12 protein-coding genes are annotated in these 21,743 nt (G+C 64.1%); 3 read left to right on the top strand and 9 right to left on the bottom strand.

All coding sequences use genetic code 11. From position 1 onward, the window contains the following. Positions 1-13: 13 nt before the first annotated feature. Positions 14-3,985, bottom strand: coding sequence for an NACHT domain-containing protein (locus IEW02_RS23415; RefSeq protein WP_188547524.1), 3,972 nt, complete (start codon positions 3,983-3,985; stop codon positions 14-16). Between the two features lie 1,671 nt (positions 3,986-5,656). Further along, positions 5,657-6,361 (bottom strand): DUF4190 domain-containing protein, encoded by a 705-nt coding sequence (locus IEW02_RS23410; protein ID WP_188547522.1) that lies wholly within the window; start codon positions 6,359-6,361, stop codon positions 5,657-5,659. Positions 6,362-6,460: 99 nt separating this feature from the next. Here IEW02_RS23410 and IEW02_RS23405 point away from each other — a divergent pair, with 99 nt between their 5' ends. Continuing rightward, a complete protein-coding gene (locus IEW02_RS23405; RefSeq protein ID WP_229746265.1) occupies positions 6,461-8,359 on the top strand; it encodes an HNH endonuclease in 1,899 nt (632 codons plus the stop codon). A gap of 63 nt (positions 8,360-8,422) precedes the next feature. Here the strand turns inward: IEW02_RS23405 and IEW02_RS23400 are convergent, their stop codons facing one another. Beyond that, positions 8,423-8,971 carry a DUF2716 domain-containing protein gene (locus IEW02_RS23400; protein ID WP_188547519.1) on the bottom strand — a complete coding sequence of 183 codons (549 nt, stop codon included), beginning with the start codon at positions 8,969-8,971 and terminating at the stop codon, positions 8,423-8,425. 49 nt (positions 8,972-9,020) lie between these two features. Then, a complete protein-coding gene (locus tag IEW02_RS23395) occupies positions 9,021-9,902 on the bottom strand; it encodes a hypothetical protein (protein WP_188547517.1) in 882 nt (293 codons plus the stop codon). 224 nt (positions 9,903-10,126) lie between these two features. Here IEW02_RS23395 and IEW02_RS23390 point away from each other — a divergent pair, with 224 nt between their 5' ends. Both IEW02_RS23390 and IEW02_RS23385 read left to right on the top strand, forming a co-directional pair. Next, positions 10,127-11,332 carry a DUF6745 domain-containing protein gene (locus IEW02_RS23390; RefSeq protein WP_188547515.1) on the top strand — a complete coding sequence of 402 codons (1,206 nt, stop codon included), beginning with the start codon at positions 10,127-10,129 and terminating at the stop codon, positions 11,330-11,332. A gap of 29 nt (positions 11,333-11,361) precedes the next feature. Next, the gene (locus IEW02_RS23385) at positions 11,362-11,814 is read left to right on the top strand and encodes a DUF8820 family protein (protein ID WP_188547513.1); all 453 of its coding nucleotides are present in this window, start codon (positions 11,362-11,364) and stop codon (positions 11,812-11,814) included. Positions 11,815-11,934: 120 nt separating this feature from the next. Here IEW02_RS23385 and IEW02_RS23380 read toward each other — a convergent pair whose 3' ends face one another. Genes IEW02_RS23380 through IEW02_RS23360 form a run of 5 tightly spaced genes read right to left on the bottom strand, consistent with a single transcriptional unit; the run spans position 11,935 to position 21,665 of the window. Further along, the gene (locus IEW02_RS23380) at positions 11,935-13,893 is read right to left on the bottom strand and encodes a YehQ family protein (RefSeq protein WP_188547510.1); all 1,959 of its coding nucleotides are present in this window, start codon (positions 13,891-13,893) and stop codon (positions 11,935-11,937) included. Next, positions 13,890-15,059 carry a VWA domain-containing protein gene (locus IEW02_RS23375; RefSeq protein ID WP_188547508.1) on the bottom strand — a complete coding sequence of 390 codons (1,170 nt, stop codon included), beginning with the start codon at positions 15,057-15,059 and terminating at the stop codon, positions 13,890-13,892. Before IEW02_RS23375 ends, IEW02_RS23380 begins: the two co-directional genes overlap by 4 nt. Continuing rightward, complete coding sequence (locus IEW02_RS23370) at positions 15,059-17,248, bottom strand: DUF5682 family protein (RefSeq protein ID WP_188547506.1); 2,190 nt, start codon at positions 17,246-17,248, stop codon at positions 15,059-15,061. Before IEW02_RS23370 ends, IEW02_RS23375 begins: the two co-directional genes overlap by 1 nt. Then, on the bottom strand, positions 17,245-18,333 hold the full coding sequence (locus IEW02_RS23365) for an ATP-binding protein (RefSeq protein WP_188547504.1): 1,089 nt from the start codon (positions 18,331-18,333) through the stop codon (positions 17,245-17,247). The genes IEW02_RS23370 and IEW02_RS23365 overlap by 4 nt, the downstream gene beginning before the upstream one ends. Further along, on the bottom strand, positions 18,330-21,665 hold the full coding sequence (locus IEW02_RS23360) for a DUF4132 domain-containing protein (protein ID WP_188547502.1): 3,336 nt from the start codon (positions 21,663-21,665) through the stop codon (positions 18,330-18,332). Before IEW02_RS23360 ends, IEW02_RS23365 begins: the two co-directional genes overlap by 4 nt. Positions 21,666-21,743 lie beyond the last annotated feature (78 nt).

Raw genomic sequence — 21,743 nt, 5'->3', positions numbered from 1 at the left:
ACGCATCGGCCTGCTACAAACCCCAGTCTCGGCGTGACTGAGGTCTTATCAGGTTGGCCAACGCACTGTGCGCGCTGCGCTCAACTCCGGTGAACGGCTCGCTGACCACCACGTCTGGGTTGGCAGCAAGTGCGTCTCGTGCTGTCGCTGCTGTGTTCTCATTGAGTAGTCCAGTGTGTCTGAGCACGGAAGCCGCCAGGTAGGCGCGTTGCGTACTCGCTGTGGCGTCCTGGGCCCGCTCGTGGCCGACCGGGCCGGCCCAAATTACAGTGCTGGTGTCCGCGGACGCCGGGTTTTCGATAGCGGATCGGAAAGCGGAGACCGCATCAGGATCCGAGCGGAGGCGACGCAACAGCGGGCCTGTCACCAGTGGGAACACGTCTGCGGTATCCCAGAACAAAATCTGAAGCGCACGCTCAACTATCACAGGTAGGACACTCGCCGGTGCCAACCGGACCGCGATGGCGAGTGTGTCGACCCATTCACGACGCTGTCGAGAATCACCCACGCGGAACCACTCCTCCAACTCGGCGAACATCGTCCGACTGCGTTCATCTGTCGGGAAGAGTTCGCAGAACAGCGCTCGCAACACCGGTTTGGTTTCAAACCCAGGCTGTTGCACGAACACTTGACGAAGCGCGTCGGCAGAAAACTGCCAAGAATTCAAGTCGACCAGCAGGTCGTAGAGACCGTCCGTCTCTCGTTGGTTCGAGGTCAAGGAGCCCACGCTCGCCATGCAGGCGACAAACAGGTCGAGATCACGGCGCCCTCTGCGATGCGCCCAGATTAAGTACTCAGCGCTGCTGCGGAACTGGGAGTTGGCCTCCGCCTCTTCACGTATGAGTTCATCGACGGCGGGGTGCGGTGACGAGCTGGTGCTGAGATAGCCCAACACCCTCGCGCGCGGATTCTTGGGTACGTCCCTAACGTTGGTGGCGGACAGCAGAACGAACAAGTCGTCACCGAAGTGGGCGAACAGCTCGTCCCACTTGGTGTTGATCAAGTCGACGAGTTCCCGATCGACGCCTCCAGCCCAGTGTTGAAGGCGCACTCCCGGTCGGGTGGGTTCCCCAATGGTCTCCCGAAGATCGTCGTGCAGCCCGAAGTCGGCGAGCATCAACATCCCGACCCACCCTGTCTGCCTGCGGTTGTCGTGAATCGGACCGTAACCCGACAGCTCGGATCGAACCTGTAACCGCACCCAGTCGTTGACTTCTTCGGGGGTTTGCACTGCGTTCGGTGAGATCCGATACCGTTCGATGCGACGAATAATGCCGGTCAGTGCGGTGCGCTGCACCCAGACATCTGGGTCCTCACTCCAGTCGCCGAGTAAATCGCGTAGGGCTGCAGGAGTGAGGTCGGAGCGTGTCAATGCGTCGACGAGCACCTCGCGCAGATGCGGTGGCAGATAGGCGAGTTGGTCAAGGACGGCATTCATCATTGTAGTGGCCGTCGCGTCGACGCGAGCACCGTACGCCCGCACTATGGCCGGGGGTGTCGGGTCCTGCACGCCACTGCTGATGTAGCGGGGGTGCCGAAGGGCAGCCAGTGCAAAGGCAACGACTGCCGGGTGTGACGGCCAAGCGCCGATGACCGAGCCGACGTGCCAAAGCAAGTAGTCGGTCCCGACAGCAACGCAGCGCGTTGCGAGTTCGTCCGGATCGTAGCCCTTCATGATCGCGGCAGATTCGGGTTCATCGGGTGCGTTCACGAACCGCACCCAGGCATCGGCCACAGCCGTCGCCACCACGACCCGCTTCTCTCGGTCGTCAACAGCCGAGGATCTCAGCAGCTCCACAAGCACCCTGAAACCTTCAGCGTTCCCCAGCACCTCCAGTGCGAACTGCGCCAGCGGCGCCGCCGTCTCGACGGACCCGTACAAGCGCTCCTCGAAGACCGCACGCACGTCTGGACGGTCCCTAAACCGTCGCAGTAGCGCCGCCGCCACGTACCCGGGCCGCCACGAGTCCAAAGCGGGAAGAAGCGCGTCCAGCGCCTCATCATCAGCCGAGAGTTCAGCAAGAGCGACGAGACCCTCGTTGAACGGGATCTTCACGGAGTCATCTCGTAAGGTCCGCGCGATACTGCGTACGAATTCAGGGTCGGCGCGCCATGACTCGGGGATCATCGTTAGGTTGAACCAACGGAGCCTGTCACGGTCGGGGTGCTTCAGCTCGTCGATCACCCAGTTCCTGATCGCGGCATCCTCGCTGAACGTGGTGCAGGCCAGTAGCCAAGCCATCGACTGGTCGCCGCCCGTCCTCTCGTTGTCCGAGAGGATCTCGAGCACACGATGCGCCGCAGTCGGCTGCTCGGACACCGCGTGCTGTACGAACGGCATTGCGAGGTCTCTCCAATGGTCTCGCGGCCGGATCCTGTCGTGTCGTAGCAATCCACCGAACCACTGCTTCTCCTCATCGGTGAGATAGTCGAACCCGCCTCCAGCAACTTGGTGCAACAGATGCACGGCGCATACCCGCAGTTCCGGAGTCCTCTGCACTCTCGCCCAGGCGAGAAGTGTCGGAAGTTGCGGCCAGTCGGGCCACCCTGTTCCCAGGGACAGCAGCGCAAATGCCTGGTCGATGGCGTTCGCGCCTTCGTAGATGTTCGCTTCGATGCGGGCACCGACAGCGCCGTCGCCGGCGTAACGGACCGCGAGAGCGTGAGCTGCGTTCAATTGCACCGCTTCTTCCTCGTGTCGCAATCCCCACAGCAGCGCGGGAAGAACCCCCGCCTCCGCGACTGCAGAGTCCCTGAGCATCCACAGCGGTGAAGTCGGTTCAGGATGCGCAGCGTTGAGCCACCGCGTGAACGTCGTGAGCAACCGCGATCGGAGTGAAGCTTGCTTCGTCATCGACACCAGCGACTCGATGAGCCTGGCCCTATGCACGGTGTCCGAATGGCCGTCGACGCGGTCGACGATCTCCGAAACCCACTGCGACTGCTTGTTCGTTGTAATCGCAACGTCGGCGGCGATGGCCTCGGCAATTAACTCGTATCTGTCGTCCGGGTCCACATCGGGATGCCCACTGAGATGAGTCAGCAACGAAGTATTGACGTGCGCGTTGACCTGCGTTGCAAGCGCCGCAATCAGCACATCCCGCCAGGTGGGGTCACCGGCCCGCACGGTCAGCGTGCACTGCTGCTCGTCTGGTGTCAGCGTGGCCAGATGCTCACCGGCGAGCTGATCGAGCAGCACCCGGTGCAAGAACCCGACCATGCCAGCACCTTGTGGAACGAGTAGTCCGTACTCGTCCTCTGCTTGAGACAGGACTGCCGTCGCCACCCGAGCAGCGTCAGCCGGCGGGTAAGCGAGACCGTCCTCGCGGCGTAACTCGTGCCGGAACCGGTGCGTCATCTCCTGCCGGGTCCGGATGGCCGATCCGCCGTCGATTCGGGACTGGTACGCAACACCACGAAGCACCGTGAGCATTTCGACGGTCGAAAAATCGGATCCCGCCGCGGAGGAAGCGCGGCGACGCATCTGCGGGTGTTTGTCGACCAGGAGCCGAACGAGCGCGGAGAAGAGGCGGAACCGCTGCGGCGGCAACGATTCCCCGCGCCACGACTTCGCAAGCAAACCGAGAAACAATGGAGTGGCCAGTAGCGAACTCAGCGCAGAAACCTGCCCCAGCTCGGTCAAGAACGATTCCGCGTGCGGGTTGGACGGCACCTCGACACCGGTCGTATCGGACTCGGACAACACTCGAGTAACCAGCGCGATCTGCTGCGGGCGGGTCAACGGCGCGAGCGCAGCTTTGTCCCACGATTCCACCCAGTTCAATCGGTCCAGCGCGTAGGGACGTGCGGTGAGGATCGCCCCAATACTTCTTTGGGAGACGAACGATTCGATGAGCCCGAGCGCGTGTTCTGCGGATGCGGGATCAGTCCACTCGTCGATGCCATCGACGAGCAGGATCGCCCGTTCGTCGTCGAGAGCCGGCTGAGCGAGGTGCCAATCCGAGGAGCCACCCTGCTGGGTCACCCAAGCCTCGATGGCCGACAGGACCGAGTTCGTCGTGGACCCGTCGAGGTGACGGCACAGAAACCCAAAAGGTAACCACAACGGAAGGTCACCACCGTGGGCGCGCTGCAATGGGGCGGATTGTGGTTCAGCAGCGAGAATGTCCGCGGCTGCGAACATAAGGAAGCTGGACTTGCCCGATCCCGGCGCACCGATGAGCAACCGTAGACGACCAGATTCGGCCCATTCATCGACGGGGGTACGTGACCCCTCCGCATCCGTGGCCCTTGTGGAGCCTCTGAGCATCGGTTGACGACTGCGGCGCCGCATGATCCGGGGTGTTCCTGCGTATTCGTCAAGCACTTGCATCGGAACGGGCGGATCTGTCTGATCCGGTTCGGCGGAGGTTGCCGGTACCGGTGCGTTTTCGGACACCGGTTCCGTGTCGAGGACGAGATATCGCAGACCATGCCTGTGTGTGCCAACGACCGTCGGTGACGCACCCTGCGCCCTGAACGCTGCGCGGTAAAGAGCCCCGAGTGCGACACGGGCGGTCCGCGCCTGCTCGGGTGTTATGCGCCGGGCAAGATCCGAAACCCGTTCCGGTCCGCAGAATTTCGTTGCCCATTCTCTGCCGAAGAAATCGTCGACAAGTCTCGGTTGATCACGGAGCCGACCAGCGAGCTCTTCCGCTCCCCACGGTTCGAATTCGATTCCTACTTCTTGGAGTGTCTCGCGCGCGGATCGCACGGCGGCATCCAGATTCGTGTTGCGAAGAGATGAACTCGTGGCGTAGTAAAACCGAGAGCACCGCTCCGCCCACTCGCCGCCGACAAAATCTGCAACCGCCGACGTTATCGACGCGGGGGTGAGGCTCTTTACCCGTCGCGATTGCAGAGCGACGAAACCTTTCCCTACGGAGACCGTCGCGTCCAGAGACGGCGTCGTCCTTGCGTACACATCGATCCCCGCTTGCGCCTGCCCCGGAAGACCATAAAGGGTGGCGTGCTCGATACGCGCTTCCGTCTCCAACAGACGCGCGAACAAGCGTTCCGCGTTCTCCGGTGTCAGCTCCCCAACCGGCAACAATGCCGGCCGACTCTCAACCGGGGGAAGGGGCCACGACCCATCCGGAGTCGACCACAGTGTCGCCGGCAGCCCGGCTTGCTCGTTCGTCACGATCCCATTGTGTCGTCGAGCGGCCTGCGTCCGCCGCCCGCGTACAACTTGACGTTAAATTCGTCGTTGTGACATTCCAGCCGCCGGCTAGCCGCCCAGCTCATAAACCCGGTGGCCGGCCATTGTTGATGGCGCTGACTCAACTGATTCCCGCGCAGCAGTCGCGGGCAGCTGGCGATACACAGCCGAGCAAATGCAGACAATCAGAAAATCTTGCTGTCACACTGACCGCGAGTAACGGATCCATGTGGGCTGTCCGATTGCGTAGACTGGGCAACAAACGTAATCCGTTCTACCCCACGCTGAAGGCAGTGCGGGCGGCTGCGGTGGCGCGTGCCAATTCGCTACCGGTGCTTGCCAACCCCGGTGTGGGAGGGCGATAAATTCGACTGGTAGTGGACAGCGGACGACATGAACGCGGCCCGCCTCCAGTCATTGAACTTTGTGCTGCCGGGCCTCGGAATCACCGCGGTTCCCGAGATGGTTCAACCGCTGCTGGAAGCCGGGGCGTTGCTATGGAGTGAGTTGCCAAAGTAGGTTGCCGGCGTTGCGGCCGTTGACCGTGGGGTTGCAGTAGACGGCGCGGCCACTTGCGTCCGTCGCGGTCGCTGAGTCGTCGTAACACGGGTCGCCGGGTGCGGCGACGGATCCGGTCGACTCGTTCTGAGTCTGCTGCAGTTCGGGATTGGGTGCGACACCGTCGGTGAGCGACCAGAGGTAGGCATCTGTCCCGGCAAGCCTCGAGCAGTAAGCCGTGGAACCGTCTTCGGTCGACGCCGACGCCCCTCGTGACGAGCAGTAGTCACCGAGTGTGACTGTCTCGCGGGCAGGTTCGGGGGCAGCGACGGTCGTAGTCGGTGCGACGAAGGGCGGTGTCGTCACCTGCTCGGTAGTTGTGGGAACTGTGGTCGGCACCAGAAACGTGCTGGAGGGCAGGGTCAGACCGTACGAAGAGAAGGCATCACCGTCAGCATCGTCGGTGAAAGCATTGCCGATACCAAAGAGCACCGCGAGCACCGCGGCGAGTTCGAGTACGCCGATGGCCACGCCGGCGATAGCTAGTCCTCGTCCGGCTGGCCGCCAGAACGCGAGAATGCCGAACACTATCGCGACGGGGAAAAGCCCGAGAAGTGCTGCGACAAGGGAGATCACCGCGTAGGTGTTGATCGGGTCCGGAGGACCGCTGACCTCCGACGAATGATCTGATGGTGCCGACACGCTTCGCCTTTCCGTAGCGAACCGGACAGGCGCGCACAGGTGGACGGTAGATCCCACACGCCTCTTGGCCAAACTACTGATCGGTAATCATTCGTCTGAATGACGGCAATCCGAGATTGCTCCGTTCAGGCACATATCCGGTCGACGGACCTCGGCGCACCGTTGCCTGCTATCGGTAGGTCGGTTGAGATAAGTTCCGCAAACCACGCCGATCGTGCCGAACACAGTCCAGAAGGGAGTCGCGCAGTGACGGTAGAGCGAGAGTTCGCGCGGTGTCTGGATTGCTCGAAGGAGATCGACGCACGCCCGTCGGGGCGCGGCCCCCGCCGCCAGCGATGCACCGAGCATGCGGCGCAACGGAAGAAGGAGCTGATCCGCGCTCGCGACGCATACAACAGAGCCGTCTCGTTCGGTGTCCCTGCCGAGTTGGTCATCGCGCGAGAGGTGTTCGAACGGGACCGGTGGCGCTGCCACATCTGCAACCGGGTGGTCCCGAAGAAGCTACGGGGGACGCGGGTGCTGGGCGGTGCCTACGACCCGCTTGCGCCGGTCGTCGATCACGTCGTCCCGCTGTCGAAGGGCGGCCCGCATACCTTCGAGAACTGCAAGACGGCGCACTGGACGTGCAACGCACGCAAGCACACCGCTTCCACGCCGAGGTCATATGTGGCGACAGTTCCGGCCCCTGGGGCAAACCCGATAGCGCCTCGGTCGGTCCCGCAACGAATATCGGACAGTGGGCCACTGATCGGCCGTCCCCGCGTGAACATCGGGCTCTGCTGCGTCACTGGCTGCGGACGCGGCGCCGTCACCAGGCGTATGTGCCAAGTCCACTACCACCGCGCTCGAAAGTACGGCGACCCACTGGTGACCAAATGCGGCTGCGGATGCGGCTCGTTGATCCCGGTCTCCGTCACGTTCACCGGCCTCTACTACCTACCCGGCCATGGGGTGCAGTCAGTGGTGAGACCACCGGCGCAGATCTTGCGTGAAGGCGTCACACCACAGGCGGTATCGGATTACGGGCGCGTCCGGTTCAGTCTCGTCGAGGACTGTCTGATCTGGACCGGACCGACCCTGACGCAGGGGTACGGCTGCACTTACGTCGCGACACCGGGCCGGAAGCGCCACGGTCGGTCGATCCAGACTCACAGACTGGCCTACGAACTCCACCACGGCGCGGGATCTGCAGAAGGTTGGACCATTGATCACCTCTGCGGAGTACGGCTGTGCTGCAACGTCACTCACCTCGAAGCGGTCACCATCGCCGTGAACCTCGCGCGCGCCGCTGAACGCGTGGTGGCTTGCCCTCGTGGCCACAAGTACGACGAGGCAAACACGTCGTACGGTCTCGAGGGTCACCGACGATGCAGGCAGTGCAACACCGATCGATACCACGTCCGAGTCCACGGACACGAGTTCGTAGACGATCCGACCAACCCGAGCGAGGTCCGCCGACGCTGCCTCACCTGCAGACTGGTGCGCGAGTCACGAGTAGACCAGTGCCCTCGCGGGCACGAATACTCGGTGGAGAACAAACGCGTTGGGGTGGATGGCAAACGCTACTGCCGACAGTGCGCCGCTGATCGTGACCACATCGACAAACAGGGGCACCCGTTCCTGGCCGACCCCAACTCCCCGAACCCGCGTAAGCGCCGATGCCTGACCTGCCTTGCGGCGCGCACTGAAAGAACGCACTGCGTACACGGTCACGAACTCACTTTGGCCAATACGGTGGTGACCCGTCGAGGTCAACGGAACTGTCTCGCTTGCCAACTCAACGCGCGCCACACGCCTGTTCACGGGCACGACTTCGTGATCGATCCGACCGGGCCCACAACCAAGAGGCGCTGCCTGACCTGTCGGTACGAAGCTGAACGCAACCCACGTGTGTGCCTGCACGGCCACCTCATGACACCGGAAAACACTTACAACCGGGCCCGCCGAGGGACCGAATGCAGACAGTGCATACGAAATAGGACACGCGCGAAGGGCTGAGAGCTGCGCTGCCCAGAACTGCGCCATCCGAATGACATTGGAGCTCAACGCTACCCGGACGTGTCAGCATTGCCCGTCGGTACGCAGCACGGGAAGCCAGGTGCTCAACGTTCGGCCCAGCGTCGAGACCATCCGATCACCGAAAACGCACAGCGTGTTGTGCCACGGCTGGGAGAAGGTCCCCTCCGAGAAGTCATCTCGAGCGAAAACGCAGTAATCACCCCACGGATACACCGGCTTCCGCCATTCTGCGGCAGGCCCGGCTGCGGCATGAGACCCCGCATCGAACGAGTGACTCTGGTGCTGCCAATCCAGAACGATGAACACAGGGTTGTCCGCGAACTCGGTCACGAAGCACCGCAGCGCTTCTGCGTTGACCGCATCGTTGCGCGCGATCCACGCCGATTCGTTCCCGGCCGGCGTCGGCCGGAAATCGAACGTCAGAGACGGAACCGGCTCGACGATCGACAGCGCGGAATCCTTTGCCGCTCTTGGTTCGAAACGAAACTTCTCGTCGAACAGCGCCCACGCACGACGGTGGTCCATCTCGTCGAGAACCTCCCATCCAGCGGTGAGGGGTGTGCCGTGGTCGTGCGTGACTCGCGTGGTCATGCCGCCCACCCTGCCAGGAAACTCCACTGGTCGACGGAGCCGCGATCGTTCACACCCACGTGATCCCGTCCCTGGCGGGGTCGCGCCTCTCGATTCTCTCGGCACCCCCTGATTCCATGATGTGCAGCTCGACGGTGAACATCATCGATGGCGCGCCGCGCCACAGACCGGGCCCGCCGTCCCGATCGAACAACGAGAATTTCCGCGCCAGCACCCGTCCCGGCAACTCGGCGGTCTTGAACATGAAGATCAGTGTGGTGAACGGGAAACTGCCCTCGAGCACTACGTCAACGAGGTTGGGAGATGCGTTCTCCCGCCGAATCCGGTCGCGCTCCTTCAGCGCCCACACGATCGGGTCGCCGATGCTGTCGGCGGGGTCGACGGGGATCAGCACACACGTTCCGAACAGTTCGTCGGTGCTCGCCGGCTGTAATTCGATCTCGCCGAATGCGTCGAGCGCGCCCGGTGCCGAGGCGAGGAATTCGCGCGTGGTGGTCACGAACAGTTGCCGCGCAGCGGGAAGTTCGACGTGGTCCTTCGGGAACACCGGCGCCTCCGCCCACTGCACCCGACCGTTTCGCACGAACGTGTACCGGTTCATTTCTCGCGGACGGCTGATCGACCAGCGCGTGGTCTCTACCGGATCCGGGACGACATCGCGCTCCGCGAGGGGTGTGACGGTGCCATCCGGGGCGACATGCACCCGACCGTCCTGACTGCGGACCCAACACCCCGACTCGTCGGCGTACAGAGTGCGGACCTTGTAGCCGACCGGTTCGAAACCACGGATGTGGCCGGGGATAGGGATGCGGATCGAGGTTCCGACGTCGGTGACGCACACCAGCAGCGGCCTTGTCCGTTCGCACACCCACAGAGTGTTCTCGTGCGCGGCAAGCGATCCGGGGATGAAATGACGATTGTGGGCGCTCATGCGCCTTTCTGCGAGTCGAAAATCATGGTCCGACCTTAACCCCCGGCGGGATGTCTACGCCTGCGGGCGCTCGTCCGGCGGAGTCCTCAGTTCCATTTGGGCGGCTCGACGTCCGGATCATCGGGCACGCTCGAGGGGTATCGGAACCAATGCTTGCGCTGTAGTTCGCGACGTGTCATTCTCGAACACATGACAACCGGAAAGGCGGATACCGCCACCCTCGCGTGAGCGCCGCAGCACTTCCCTCCGCGGTTGGGACAAGAACCGCATCTTCCTACCTCGAGCACATGGCATCCGTGCCCGCAATGCGCGACACCTGGCTCGCGCACGGCCTGTCCACCCTGCCGTCCGATCGACCGACCGCAGAGGCCGCCGTCTCGGAACTCTATCGACACGCAGGGTTCCGCGAACCCGAGTTCGTGTGGGTCCCCTCACCCCCGGCGGGTGCCGAATTGATTGCTTCCGAACAACTGTCGGCATACAATTCCCTCACCGACGGCGCTGCCGCCCGGATCGCCTCCGTGATCTCACGATCGCGCGCACGGATGGACCGCCGTACAGGCAGGTCAGCGCAACGCTGGCCCTCCGACGACCGCCCGCTCTGGACAGCACGCACACAGGCACTCGGAGAGTCCGCCCGACAGGGAATAAGACCTGACGCGATACTGCGAGCAGCAGTGTGGGATTCCCTGCTCACCAGCGTGTTCGACGGAGTGGCGGCCGCCGTCCGGTCACTCGTTCGGCACCCGACGGGAAGCGTGGCGTGGTACGGGCAGCAGGAAGCTCACCGGGTCGCGTTCTACGACATCCATCGCACCCTCGGCATCTCTGTCTTCCGCGGCGCGGACCACGCCATCCTCGACACCCAGAAAGCCCTGGCGGGTGCGACCGGATGGTGGTGGGCCTTCGACCACATCTGCGTCATGTCGGAGCGACCCCGGATTCTGCACACCGAACCTCTTCCCGGGGGCGTACACAACGAACGTCGACTACACGGACATAACAAGCCCGCCATTCAATTCGTCGACGGCCAAACAGCTTACGTCGACCACGGGACCGTCGTTCCCGACTGGGTCGTCCACGAACCGACCGTCGAACGCATTGCGCGCGAGCGAAACATCGAGATCCGCCGGTGCGCGATCGAGCGGATCGGATGGGACACCTACATCGACGAGGCTGGCCTCGAACTCCTCGACCGAACTGACGACCCCGGAAATGCCGGCGCCGCGCTGTCGCTGTACGCCACGCCGGACAGTTGGGTGGGTGAAGGTCGAATCCTTCTCGTGGTCAACGGATCTGCCGAACGCGACGGCCGGCGGCGACGGTACGGGTTGCCCGTCCCGAACATCGTGTCCTCCGCGTTGGACGCCGCCGGATGGACCTACGGCATCACCGGCGACGACTACTCCCGTCTCGTGCGCCGCACGTGACCACCACCCTTCGACCCAAGGTGACGTCGATGAACACGACCATGACCCTGTCCACTCTCACTGCCCTCACCGGCCTCGAGGTCTTCGACTACCTCGACCGACAAGTATCCATACCTGTCGTCGACGGGCTACAAGCTCAAGGCGACCTGATCGTCATCCCCCATTCGATCGTGAAACACGTTGCCGCAATGCAGGACACCAGGACGGATGACGTGCCCCTGACGGGCGTCGAACTGCTCCGCAGCGCCGCCGGCGGCAATCCCCACAGCCTGGTCTGCGAGGCAGGCCGCTGCAAGTGGTCCACTCCGGTGTTCGACCCGAGCGGCCTCGCACTGGGCATCCTCGACACGGAAGTCACGGCGTACCTGATACACCCCGAACACGGGGCGACCGGAATAGCGCCGGGGCGTTACGTCATCGGCAGACAACGCGAGCGCGGGGTGGGTCGATACTTCCACTCGGCGCGGTTGGTTGCAGACTGAGGGACGAGGAGCGCGATCGATGGCGGGGGCTAATCGAACCCTTTCCTGTGCATTGCATCCCGCGGCCTCACCTCCGCAGCCTCCCATGCGCATGTGTGCACACACAGTCAACCGGGGTTGTCACACGTTGTCCGCCGCGGTGGTCAGTCGCAGCATGACCGCGTTCCAGGCGTCGGCGAGCTGCTCCCGGTCATCACAGTTTGCGCACTCGGCAAGTAATCGCACCGCGCGCGCTGTCGTCGCCATCCCGACTCCATCGAGACGATCCGCGCAAAGGCGAAGACCCTTGAGGTGCTCCGACGACAGTGATTGAAGCCCGAGATGAGACAAGTCGGCGAGCAGAGCGGTCGCAGCATCGATCACGGAACCGATCGGATCGTCTTGCCGTGCAGCGATGTCTGCCCGGCTCAATAGGCCACTCCCATCACCGGATGCCAGATCCGGCACCACAATTCCGTCAGCACACGCGATGGCGGTCGGCGTCACGAGCAGCTGCCCCGAACGGTTCGACAGGTGACCGGCGACCATCACAGGATGCGACGACATTGCCCGCGTCACGGCGTCCAGAGCCCCTGGTGCGGAGGAACTGTGCTCCAGGGCGACGAGCGCGCGCCCGTCCTGCTGGTCTCGAACCGTCACCGCCAGTCGCTGCTCGTCCGGCTGATAGTCGATTCTGGAGACAGCCTCTACTCGAATGCAACCCATCGAGTCGGTCACGAGCCGTTCTCGCGCGAACCATGGATGTCGGGTCGACAGGCGACGGGACGCATCACGATAGTTCTCCACCACAGCTGTCGACTTCAGCCAGGCATCGATGCTCGACGGCATCACCGACGAGCGACCGATCCCCCTCCTCACGAATCGAATCCGGTGATTCGCGCGCCGGATGACCGACTCTGTGACCACTGTCGACGACGCCAGGGCGGCGACCGTGGATCCTGCGATTCGACGATCGGAAACGCTGTACCCGGTGGGATGCTCGCCGACCTCGGTGGCCCATCCGTGCTCGACCACGAAGACGGCGTCGGAGTTCGTATCGGCAAAGTACAGACTGGCGGTGATCGAGTCGGCATCTCCTCGTACGCGGGCACCCATGCTGATCAAATGGGCACGGCGCAAGGGAGTCTCACCCGGCGCGTCCGTTCCCAGCGCGTCCGCGGCCACCGCGAGATCCGCCGAATCGCCGAGCTGAACTCGTGCGTGAATTTCCGCGATCGCTCGTGCGAGTAGAACCCGGCTGTGGCGAGCGTGCCGGGCAAGGTAGGCATCCATTTGGTCGGTCAACTCCGCGCACGCGTCGGCCAGCCACACTGCGGTCCCGGACTCGACCGCTTTCGTGGTCCTGATGGCGTTCGACAGTTGCACCGAGGTGGTCGCGGTGACCCCGTTAAGGAGGATCGTTCGCGCCAGCGCGCGGGCGTCACCCGTTGTGTTTCTGCCCAGTACGGCCGCACGGCGGCCGACGAACACGCGGTCACTGTGGGATGCGTCGGCTTCCTGGGCTGCCCACACTGCGAGCGCGACGGACTCGCGGGACGTTTCGTCCGTGGCCGAAGAATGCGCATGACTCAAGTCGTGGGGTACCAGGAATCGGACAGAACAATGCGGAAGCTCCACTCGCACAGCCCGATCGGTCCCAACTGGGCGGTGGATCGTCGCTGCGTATCCGCGTGATCGCGTTCGCTGCGCCCGCGAGAGCGCGGCTTTCCCGAGGTGCTCGGTGAGTGCGTCGTCGTCGAATTCGGCGGGTGACCACTGTTCGGCGTCGGACACAGACCGCCCCTGGCGATCTCGGCACGCGAGCACCAGACCGACCCGGTGACGGCACACCGACCGCGCTCCGCACGAGCAGGATGCCTCGACGAACGCCTCGCCCGCGCGCAGGACGGTCTCCACCCCGTCGGCGAAACGCGCCACGATGGCCTCGTTCGAGATCGACAATTCCGGCGGTTCGTTCTCCTGCATGCGAATCGCCCGTTTCACCAGGCCTCTGTTCGCGACGGCGGAGAGTGCGTCGTCCGTCAACGCGGCGAGGTCACGCCGGGTGCCGTCGGTGTTCTGGCTGTCTGCAGCGCTCATGTCATGCTGTCCGCGACGAACTCGGCGAGGGCGCCCGGTGTCATCGCGCCGACGTGAACGCCGATCCGGGACAGTCTGCGGCCGATCTCACGGTCGTAGTCCGGTTCTCCCCCTTCGTCGAGCGCCGCGAGAGCGAGCACTCGGACGCCGTCGTCGGTGAGACGGGTGATGCTGCGCACGAAGCCATCGGGGTCGCTTTCGTACAGGTCGGAAATGATCACCACGATGGTTCGGCGCGGTGAGTCGACGAGTTGCGCTGCGTAGTCCACGGCTTTCGCTCCGTCGTTGCCTCCGCCGAGCTGTACACCCATCAGGAGCTCGACCGGGTCGTCGACCTCCGAGGTGAGGTCGACGACGTGGGTGTCGTAGGCGATCAGGTGGGTTTTCAGACCCGGGATGTTCCAGAAACATGCTGCGGTGACGGCAGAGTGGATGACCGAGTCGATCATCGAACCGGACTGATCGACGAGAAGGACGAGTGTCCATGTGTCGATGTGTCGGCGGGTGCGTGAGGTGAACAGCGGGGTCTCGATGGTGATGCGCCGCGTCGCCGGAGACCAGTGTTTCAGGTTGGCGCGCACGGTTGCTGGGAAGTCGAAGTTACGGGAGTTGCGGAACGCCGTGCGGTGGCGGCTGCGGGTTCCGTGGAAGGTTCGACGCACGTCCACCGACAGTTTCTCGATCAGCTCGCGCAGCACTGTGTCGACGGTCTTCTTCGCGAGGGTGAGGACCCGCGGGTCCATCAGATGCTTCGTTCGCATGACTGCACGAAGGAGCGACACACTCGGTTCGATGCGTTGCAGCGCGTCGATGTCGGTGATCACTTCGGTGATCTCGTATTTCTCGACGGCGTCGCGCTCGAGCCGGTGGACGGTTTCACGCGGGAACAACCGGTGAATGTCGTCGAGCCAGTCCACCGCTGTCACCGACGTGGTCCCGACGCCGCTGGGGCGATCGCGCGGTTCTCCCCGCCGCCGAGGGAGGGTCCCGTCGTCGTTCGAGACCGTGCGGGACGAACCGGCCCGGACGCCGCGCAGCGTCCGAGACGGATCGCGGCTGTAGAGCCATTCCAGGGAGGCGTCCTGCTCTGCCGCGGCGCCGGTGGCGTCACCGAGCACCCCGGCGGCCGCGGTACCGAGTATCAATCTCCATCGATCGGTGCTCATCACAGACCGACCCGGGCCAGCGCGTGATCGACCCTCTCGTCGAGTCCCGCACCGGCGGTGACGATCTCGTGACCGTGACCGGTCTCGACCGGAGGGGTCGGGGCGGTGATGCGCAGCGCAATTCGTGCGCGCTCACGCGGCGGGAAGTACTCGAACGACTGGCGCAGGGCCGGTAATGCCATCAGGAATTCGTGTTCGGTGAAGTTCCGGACGACGTCGTCGACCGCTCCGAGAACAGCGCCGCCGGACTGTGCGTCGAGAAACGCCTCTCGTGCCACCGCGAACAACCCGCACAGCCAGTCACCGAGTCGGTCGGTCGGGACCGACCGCACAGCAGCGGACGCGGCGACAGCCGATGTTGTGGACCACACGGTGCCGAGTGCTGCACCTCTGATGTCGACGGCGGCGTGGACATCATCGGCCAGAGCCGCCAGCTCCGGTGCGTGATTCTCGGTCACCACGTCGGCCGCGTAGGTCATCGCATCCGACAGCGCAGCGAGGGCACCGATGCGGCCGGCGTCGGCTCCGCCCGCGGCGGCGCGGGTCCTGCGTGCAAGATCGACCGTGCGCGAGGATGCGGCATCGATCACTGCACCGAGCAAGGTTGATCCCCCGCTCCCGAGCACGACGTCGTGGCGCCACAAGCCGAGTACCGAACGCAACATCACTCCCACTCCGGCGAGGTCTGCGCTGCTCGCGATTGATGCGACGGCCTGCGAGGCCGACCGGTTCGACACCGAATCCACTCCACACAGGACCGCGTCGAACAACGTCGCGGCGATGAGTGCCACGTCGGAACGAGCTGCGCGGAGCGAGGATTCGAGCATGTAACCGGTCACGTCGACCAGCGTGTGTCCGTAGGCGGCAGCCTCGACCAGGGACGGAAGGCGATCGACACCCTCGGCGATCGACCACTGCTCGGACGTGTTCACTTCGTTTCCGGATCCGGGGCCGAGTCGGCGGTCGAACCCGGGAATTCCCGCGACCCGCAGTTGGTGGAGTACTCGACTGCGCCGGCGGTCCGGCGGGGCGGTCAGGTCGAGTTCGACGGTGCCGGGCCCGAGGGCGAGTTCTTCGAGAAGCAGGTCGACGTGGTGCACCAGGCCCGGTGCCGGAGTGCGGGGGTGCAGAGATCCGAACCGTCTCCCTCGCATGGTCTTCGAGCACGATGCAAGGACCGGGTGCTCGCTGGGTTGCGGCCTGTCGGACCGAGTCCAGGGCAGAGGGGACGCCAGCGCCTCGTCGACGAGGGTGCTCGCCACCGCGTCGAACACGTCGATCCGCGTTGGTGTTCGATGCGACCGCGTGGCGGCGAGGGCGTGCAATTGCGTTCGGCAGGCGATGAAATCGGCTGTCGACACCGCGTGTCCGCGCGTGCGTAGATCGCGTACGACCGCGTCGAGGGCCACCTCGGCCGCGGAATCTCCTGCTTCCCAAAGAGTCTCGTACCACCACGGGGAATCGATCTGCAGGCGTCCGTAGGAAGTGGGCACCAGGTAGCTCCCGACGTCCATATCGTCGTCGGCCACCGGTATCTCGGGCCACGAGCCGTCTGTCACCTCGTCGGTCGCGAGGCCTGCGAGGATGGCCGGTCGGTGGAGTCCTCCGCACACCACGACCACAGGCCCCGAGCCGTCACGATCGCGCGCTGCGCGCACCCATCCGGTCATGAATCGCTCGCGTGCGGACACCGTGTCCTCGGCGGGGCGGAGTGTGTCGAAATAGTCGTCGATCACTGCCGCAAGGTCGGCCGGGGGATGGGAGAACGCCCTTGATTCGACGATGTGATCCCAGGCGGCGCCCATCGTGTCGACGCCCAGTCGCCGCAGGAGTGATGCTGCTGTGGACCCGTACTGGGGCGCCCTCGTCTCGAAGTCGCGATGCCAGGTCGGAAGATCGATGAAGTGTGTCTGAGCTCCTACGGACGCGGCGGCGCGGAGGGCAATCCACTCCGGTGACCAGTGCGTGTAGGCGGTCGTGATGACTCGGGTGACGTTGCCGCGCCGCACATGGGACAGCACCGCGATCGGTAACTCGTGGTCGCGGGTGAGGTCCGGCGCGAGCGCATTGAGATCGGCCGGCCCTTCGACGAGTACGTGTGCCGGGCGGAGTCGGTGGACGGTGTCCGCGACGATCCGGGCACATGCCGGGCTGCCGTGACTGATTCCGATGACGACGACCGAGTTCATCGGCGCGGTGGACCCGAGTGGGCCTCGCGCAGTTCATGCCATGCCGAACCCGAGTACCTGTGCGCCTGGCGCTCGATGTAACGACCGAGGCGTGCCGCGTCTTCTGCGCTGTCCTTCGATGCGGTCCCGGCAAGGGATTCCGCGAGATCGGCGACGGTACCCGTGTCGCCGCGCAGGAACCATCCTCGAATGCCGGTGGCGTGCGCGAGAGACACGGCCTCCGCCGTGCTCATCACCGAGGACAGTTTCTCGACCGCTGTTCCATCCGACGTCGTTCCTGTGCGTAGGTCTCGGAACAGGGTCACCAGCAGTTCGGTCAGCGCCGGATCTTGATCGATGGTGACGCCGGACGCTCGGAGCAGCGCTGCAGATTCCGTGCGGACCAGGTCGACCTCGGTGTCGAAGTCCGAGATCGGGTGAACGGTCTCGAAGTTGAAGCGTCGCTTGAGCGCAGCGCTCATCTCGTTGACCCCTCGGTCGCGGGTGTTCGCTGTGGCGATGATGTTGAACCCGTCACGGGCGTAGACCATGGCGTCGTCGCCGGTCAGTTCCGGCACGGCGAGGACCCGCTCCGACAGCAACGACAGCAGGGTGTCCTGCACTTCGAGCGGGCATCGGGTGATCTCCTCGAACCTGACGATGCGCCCTTCTCCCATTCCGCGCAGCATGGGAGCCGGTACGAGGGCACGAACGGACGGACCTTCCGCGACCAGAAGAGCGTAGTTCCAGGAATATCGAATCTGGTCCTCGGTGGTGGCGGCGCCTCCCTGGATGGTCAGAGTCGAGTCGCCGCTCACGGCGGCCGAGATCAGCTCCGATAGCAGCGATTTCGCGGTTCCCGGCTCGCCGACGAGCATGAGGCCCCTCGTGGTGGCCAACGTCACCAGCGACCGTTCGACCAGGGACGGGTCCCCGACGTACTTGCCTCGTATGTTTCGGTCGTCGTCTCCCATGACGAAGGTGCGAGCCGCTCGAAGTGTCATCGCCCAGCCCGGCGGGCGAGGACCACTGTCCTCCCCCGCAAGGAGAGCGAGTTCGTCGGCGTACCGGACCTCGGCCGGCGGTCTCTGAATTCGGTTGTTCACGTGGCGAATCCGTCGAGGTCGGCGATGAGTTCGCTGACCGCCGCGCGGTCGACGTCGTCCAGAGTCCCGCCGCGCAGAGTCACCGATCTCAGCGTCTGATCGGGGTACCCGTTGTAGGGATCCCCTGTGCCCATCCCCGGTTCGAGCCCGAGGAGTACGGAGACGTCGTCGCTCAGGCGGTACAGCAACCCTTGCCCCCACCCATCTGGGTTCTCCCACACCGGTTCCCACCCTCGATACGTCAGCCGCAGCGCCTGGCTCGGTGTCGCGGTGACACCGGTGAACCGCGACAATCCGGTTCCGTCGAAGTCGCCTGGCAGCGGGTCACGTACCGCCCGACCCAGCTGCGGAAATGGTTGCAAAATTTCGTAGTCGGCGAAGACGTCCGACCAGGTGCCCACGGTATCGGGGATGTGCGCAGGGTGGACGAGGCCGATCGGACCGTCCGGGAGTTCGACTGTGGAGTCGTCGATGTCGGCCAACGTCGAGTCTTCCGCCACCCGGAACACCACGGCGGGTGAGGTGCCGTCGAACGACGCCCACAGCAGCCGGCGGGCGACGTGGATCATCAGCGGGTGACCGAGTACGTACGTGCGGAATTCGTCCGGACTCCACCGTCGGCCGATCACCATCGACCGGTTCAGACGCTTCACCTGCTCGGCTGCAACGGTTTTCGCTTCTCTTTTCAGAGCCGCAAATTTCTGTTTCGATTCTTCCGCGAGCACGGCATCGTCCCCGGATTTCGGTTTCGGGAGGCTGGCGGATTTTTTGCCGGAATCGTCGACGACGTACGGGACCAACGCTTCGTTGAAACCGACGGTGAACGAGCGGGTCCCGTATTCGAAGGTCATCGTTCCGTCGGATGCGAGATCGAGGTCGGGCACGATTCGATCGGCCAACTGCTCTCGGTCGAGTCCCAGGCTCTCGGCGACCTCGGCGACACGCTGAGCTGCTCCCGATTTGAGGGACTTGAACTTCATGTTGCGTGCGATGTGATCGAGTTCGGTCAACGCCCGCGACGAGCCGAGAGCGGCCAGTGCGTCGAGTCCGAGTTGAGCACGGGCAGTGCCGCTCTCACCCGGCCACCGACGGATTAACGGTGCCAGTTTCGAGACCACGCTGTCGTCACCGAGCCACCCGAGGGCCATGATGGCCCAGTTGTCCTTCGACGGTGCGCCGTCGCCCCACCACCTCTCGAAAACCTCCCACATCGTCGACGCCAGGGATGCGCGGTCGCAGAAGTCGTTTACCGTCTCGAGGCCCGCGTACGGCGCGTCGACCGTGCCGATGGCGCACATGGTCAAGATGTTCGCGACGGCCGTCGTCGGGAGCTTCGCGGCCCGATCGGAGACGAGAATTGGGGGCAGCCATTCGATGTCCACCCACGGTGGTGTTCGCGGGATTCTCTTTGGGAGCATCTGCAGCGGATCGAAGTCGACGATCGTCTTGGCGGCGGTCACCGCCTCGGGACCGAATTGACGCGCACCCTCGATGACCGTTTCTCGCGTGGTCGCCGACGCCAACCCTCGCAGTGCTGCCTCCGCGTGGTCTCGTTGCGCGCCCAGCGGTCCGATCGCGTCGGGCATCAGCAAAGTGACGGCGTCGTCGGCGTGGCGCACCAGCCACGCCAACGCTGGCTTACGTAAATTCTTTCGGGTCGCGAACATCGTCGCGTGCAGGCGGGCGACATCGAGATCGACGAACGGCATCAGATACGGAGCCGCGGCCCCGGGGTGTGCGCGAGCCATTCGAAGCATGAACGGCAGGGCTTCGAGCTCGAACCGTGCGACCACCCGAAGCGGTTCCTTGAGGGTGGTACCCGGCCACTCGGACAGGAGTTTCCGGGCCACGTCCTCGGGACCGATCAGGAACGTCGTCAGCGCGTACCACTCGTGAAGGTCCTGCGGTTTCGTGTCTTTGAAGTACTGGCTCTGCTGTTCCCAGGTGTAGTAGGAGAACTCGTGGCGCGAGTTTTTCAGCTCCTCTACTTCACCTGGTAGCCAATCGATTCGCTGGATGTGCGGAGCGGTCAGATCGTCGACAACGACCGTCTGCGCGGGAAGCTTGTTCTCCGTCCACGGCGGAACCGCCAGTACCCCGGGAAGGTCGTCGGCGACCGGAACCTCGGTGGTCAGATCCACGATTCGCCGCCGGTGACGATCCGGCAGCGAGTCCGCGAGTTCGATTGCGAGGGTGCGGTTTTGCAGGACGTGGCGATCGAAGAGGGTCGACTCTTCCTGCGCCAGAAGTCTCAGTGCGCGGCGCGGGAAATGCGTCATGGCATGCAGGAGCGCCGGTAAGCCGTTCTTGACGTTCGCGCGGTGGAGAAGTGCCGTGAATGCCTCGTCCGTGGGGATGGCAGAGAAAGCGTGAAGAATGCGAAGCAGACGCGCATCCTTCTCGGAGCTGTAGTAGTGAATTGGTTCATCGGCAGCTGCAACGAGCAACGGTGTGATGGCCGTTCCGACACCTTCGACGACGGCGGCCGTGATCTCGTCCGAGTTCAGCCACATCTGACCCCATTGTTCGCCCTCTGCGCGTTTTACGTCGGCGACGGTGTTGCAGGAGGCGTAGAGATGCGTCTGCCAGTGATAGGGGGTAGCTCGCAAGTGTTCAGTGAGATCGTCGGACCACTGCCGTTCGGTGGGGAAGAGGAAGCTGGCGGTCAAGCGTCGAACGGTGTTGCTGCGCAGCGGCGCCGCGAGATCACGCGCGGCTGCATACGACTCCTCGGAGGTGACTGCCAACAGCTCACGGAGTCGGTCGAGCATGTACTCGCGCGGGGTGTAGATGATCTGCTTATCGGGGTCGTCGACCTGAGCCAGCACCTCGACTTCGTAATGTGACGGTTCCGAGTACCGCGATGAAACCGCGTTATCGGAGTTCTCCATCACGATGATGAGGTGGCCGCTGTTCGTCGGAACCGGCACCCGAGTTCTGACGTAACCCATGTCCGATGCACGCATGGCGGCTTCCACAGCGAAGGGAAGACCGTATCTCGCCACCCAGCCGTCCACGACCAGGTTCTTTCGGTCCCTAAGGTCGATTCCGGCCCGCGTCAAAACGACGTATGCCGCTGCCGCACCGACTGCGGTAACGTCCCCAGCGAGGTATCGCCGTGCCGCTATTACCCACTCGTGGGGTTCCGGATTGTTCTCCAATTCCCATGCAGCCCAGTGCAGCGCCTGCTCGTTCTTCTCCAAGTGGTTGTCGAGAGCATCTCCTGCGCCGGGGTCGACGGGCTTCGCGCGGGCAGGAAAACCACCGTGACGCGGATACCGCATTGGAAGCCACGCTGCCGGTGGCGCGAACTGCGTTTCCGGATCAGTCACGGTGCGGTCCATCGCTGCGTGATTCACACATCTCCTCGAGGTCCCGACCCGGTCTGTGCACGTGGCAAAATGATAGCG

Origin of the sequence: Rhodococcoides trifolii (assembly GCF_014635345.1) — a bacterium.
Classification (GTDB): domain Bacteria; phylum Actinomycetota; class Actinomycetes; order Mycobacteriales; family Mycobacteriaceae; genus Rhodococcoides; species Rhodococcoides trifolii.
The sequence above is the reverse complement of the archived record's forward strand: the minus strand, read 5'-3'. Positions and strand labels throughout refer to the sequence as shown.

What these genes read in the sequence shown, in the direction of transcription:
- IEW02_RS23385 (WP_188547513.1), top strand. Translation starts at nt 11,362, where the DNA reads ATGAACACGACCATGACCCTGTCCACTCTCACTGCCCTCACCGGCCTC.
- IEW02_RS23395 (WP_188547517.1), bottom strand. Translation starts at nt 9,902, where the DNA reads ATGAGCGCCCACAATCGTCATTTCATCCCCGGATCGCTTGCCGCGCAC.
- IEW02_RS23375 (WP_188547508.1), bottom strand. Translation starts at nt 15,059, where the DNA reads ATGAGCACCGATCGATGGAGATTGATACTCGGTACCGCGGCCGCCGGG.
- IEW02_RS23405 (WP_229746265.1), top strand. Translation starts at nt 6,461, where the DNA reads ATGACGGCAATCCGAGATTGCTCCGTTCAGGCACATATCCGGTCGACG.
- IEW02_RS23380 (WP_188547510.1), bottom strand. Translation starts at nt 13,893, where the DNA reads ATGAGCGCTGCAGACAGCCAGAACACCGACGGCACCCGGCGTGACCTC.
- IEW02_RS23400 (WP_188547519.1), bottom strand. Translation starts at nt 8,971, where the DNA reads ATGACCACGCGAGTCACGCACGACCACGGCACACCCCTCACCGCTGGA.
- IEW02_RS23370 (WP_188547506.1), bottom strand. Translation starts at nt 17,248, where the DNA reads ATGAACTCGGTCGTCGTCATCGGAATCAGTCACGGCAGCCCGGCATGT.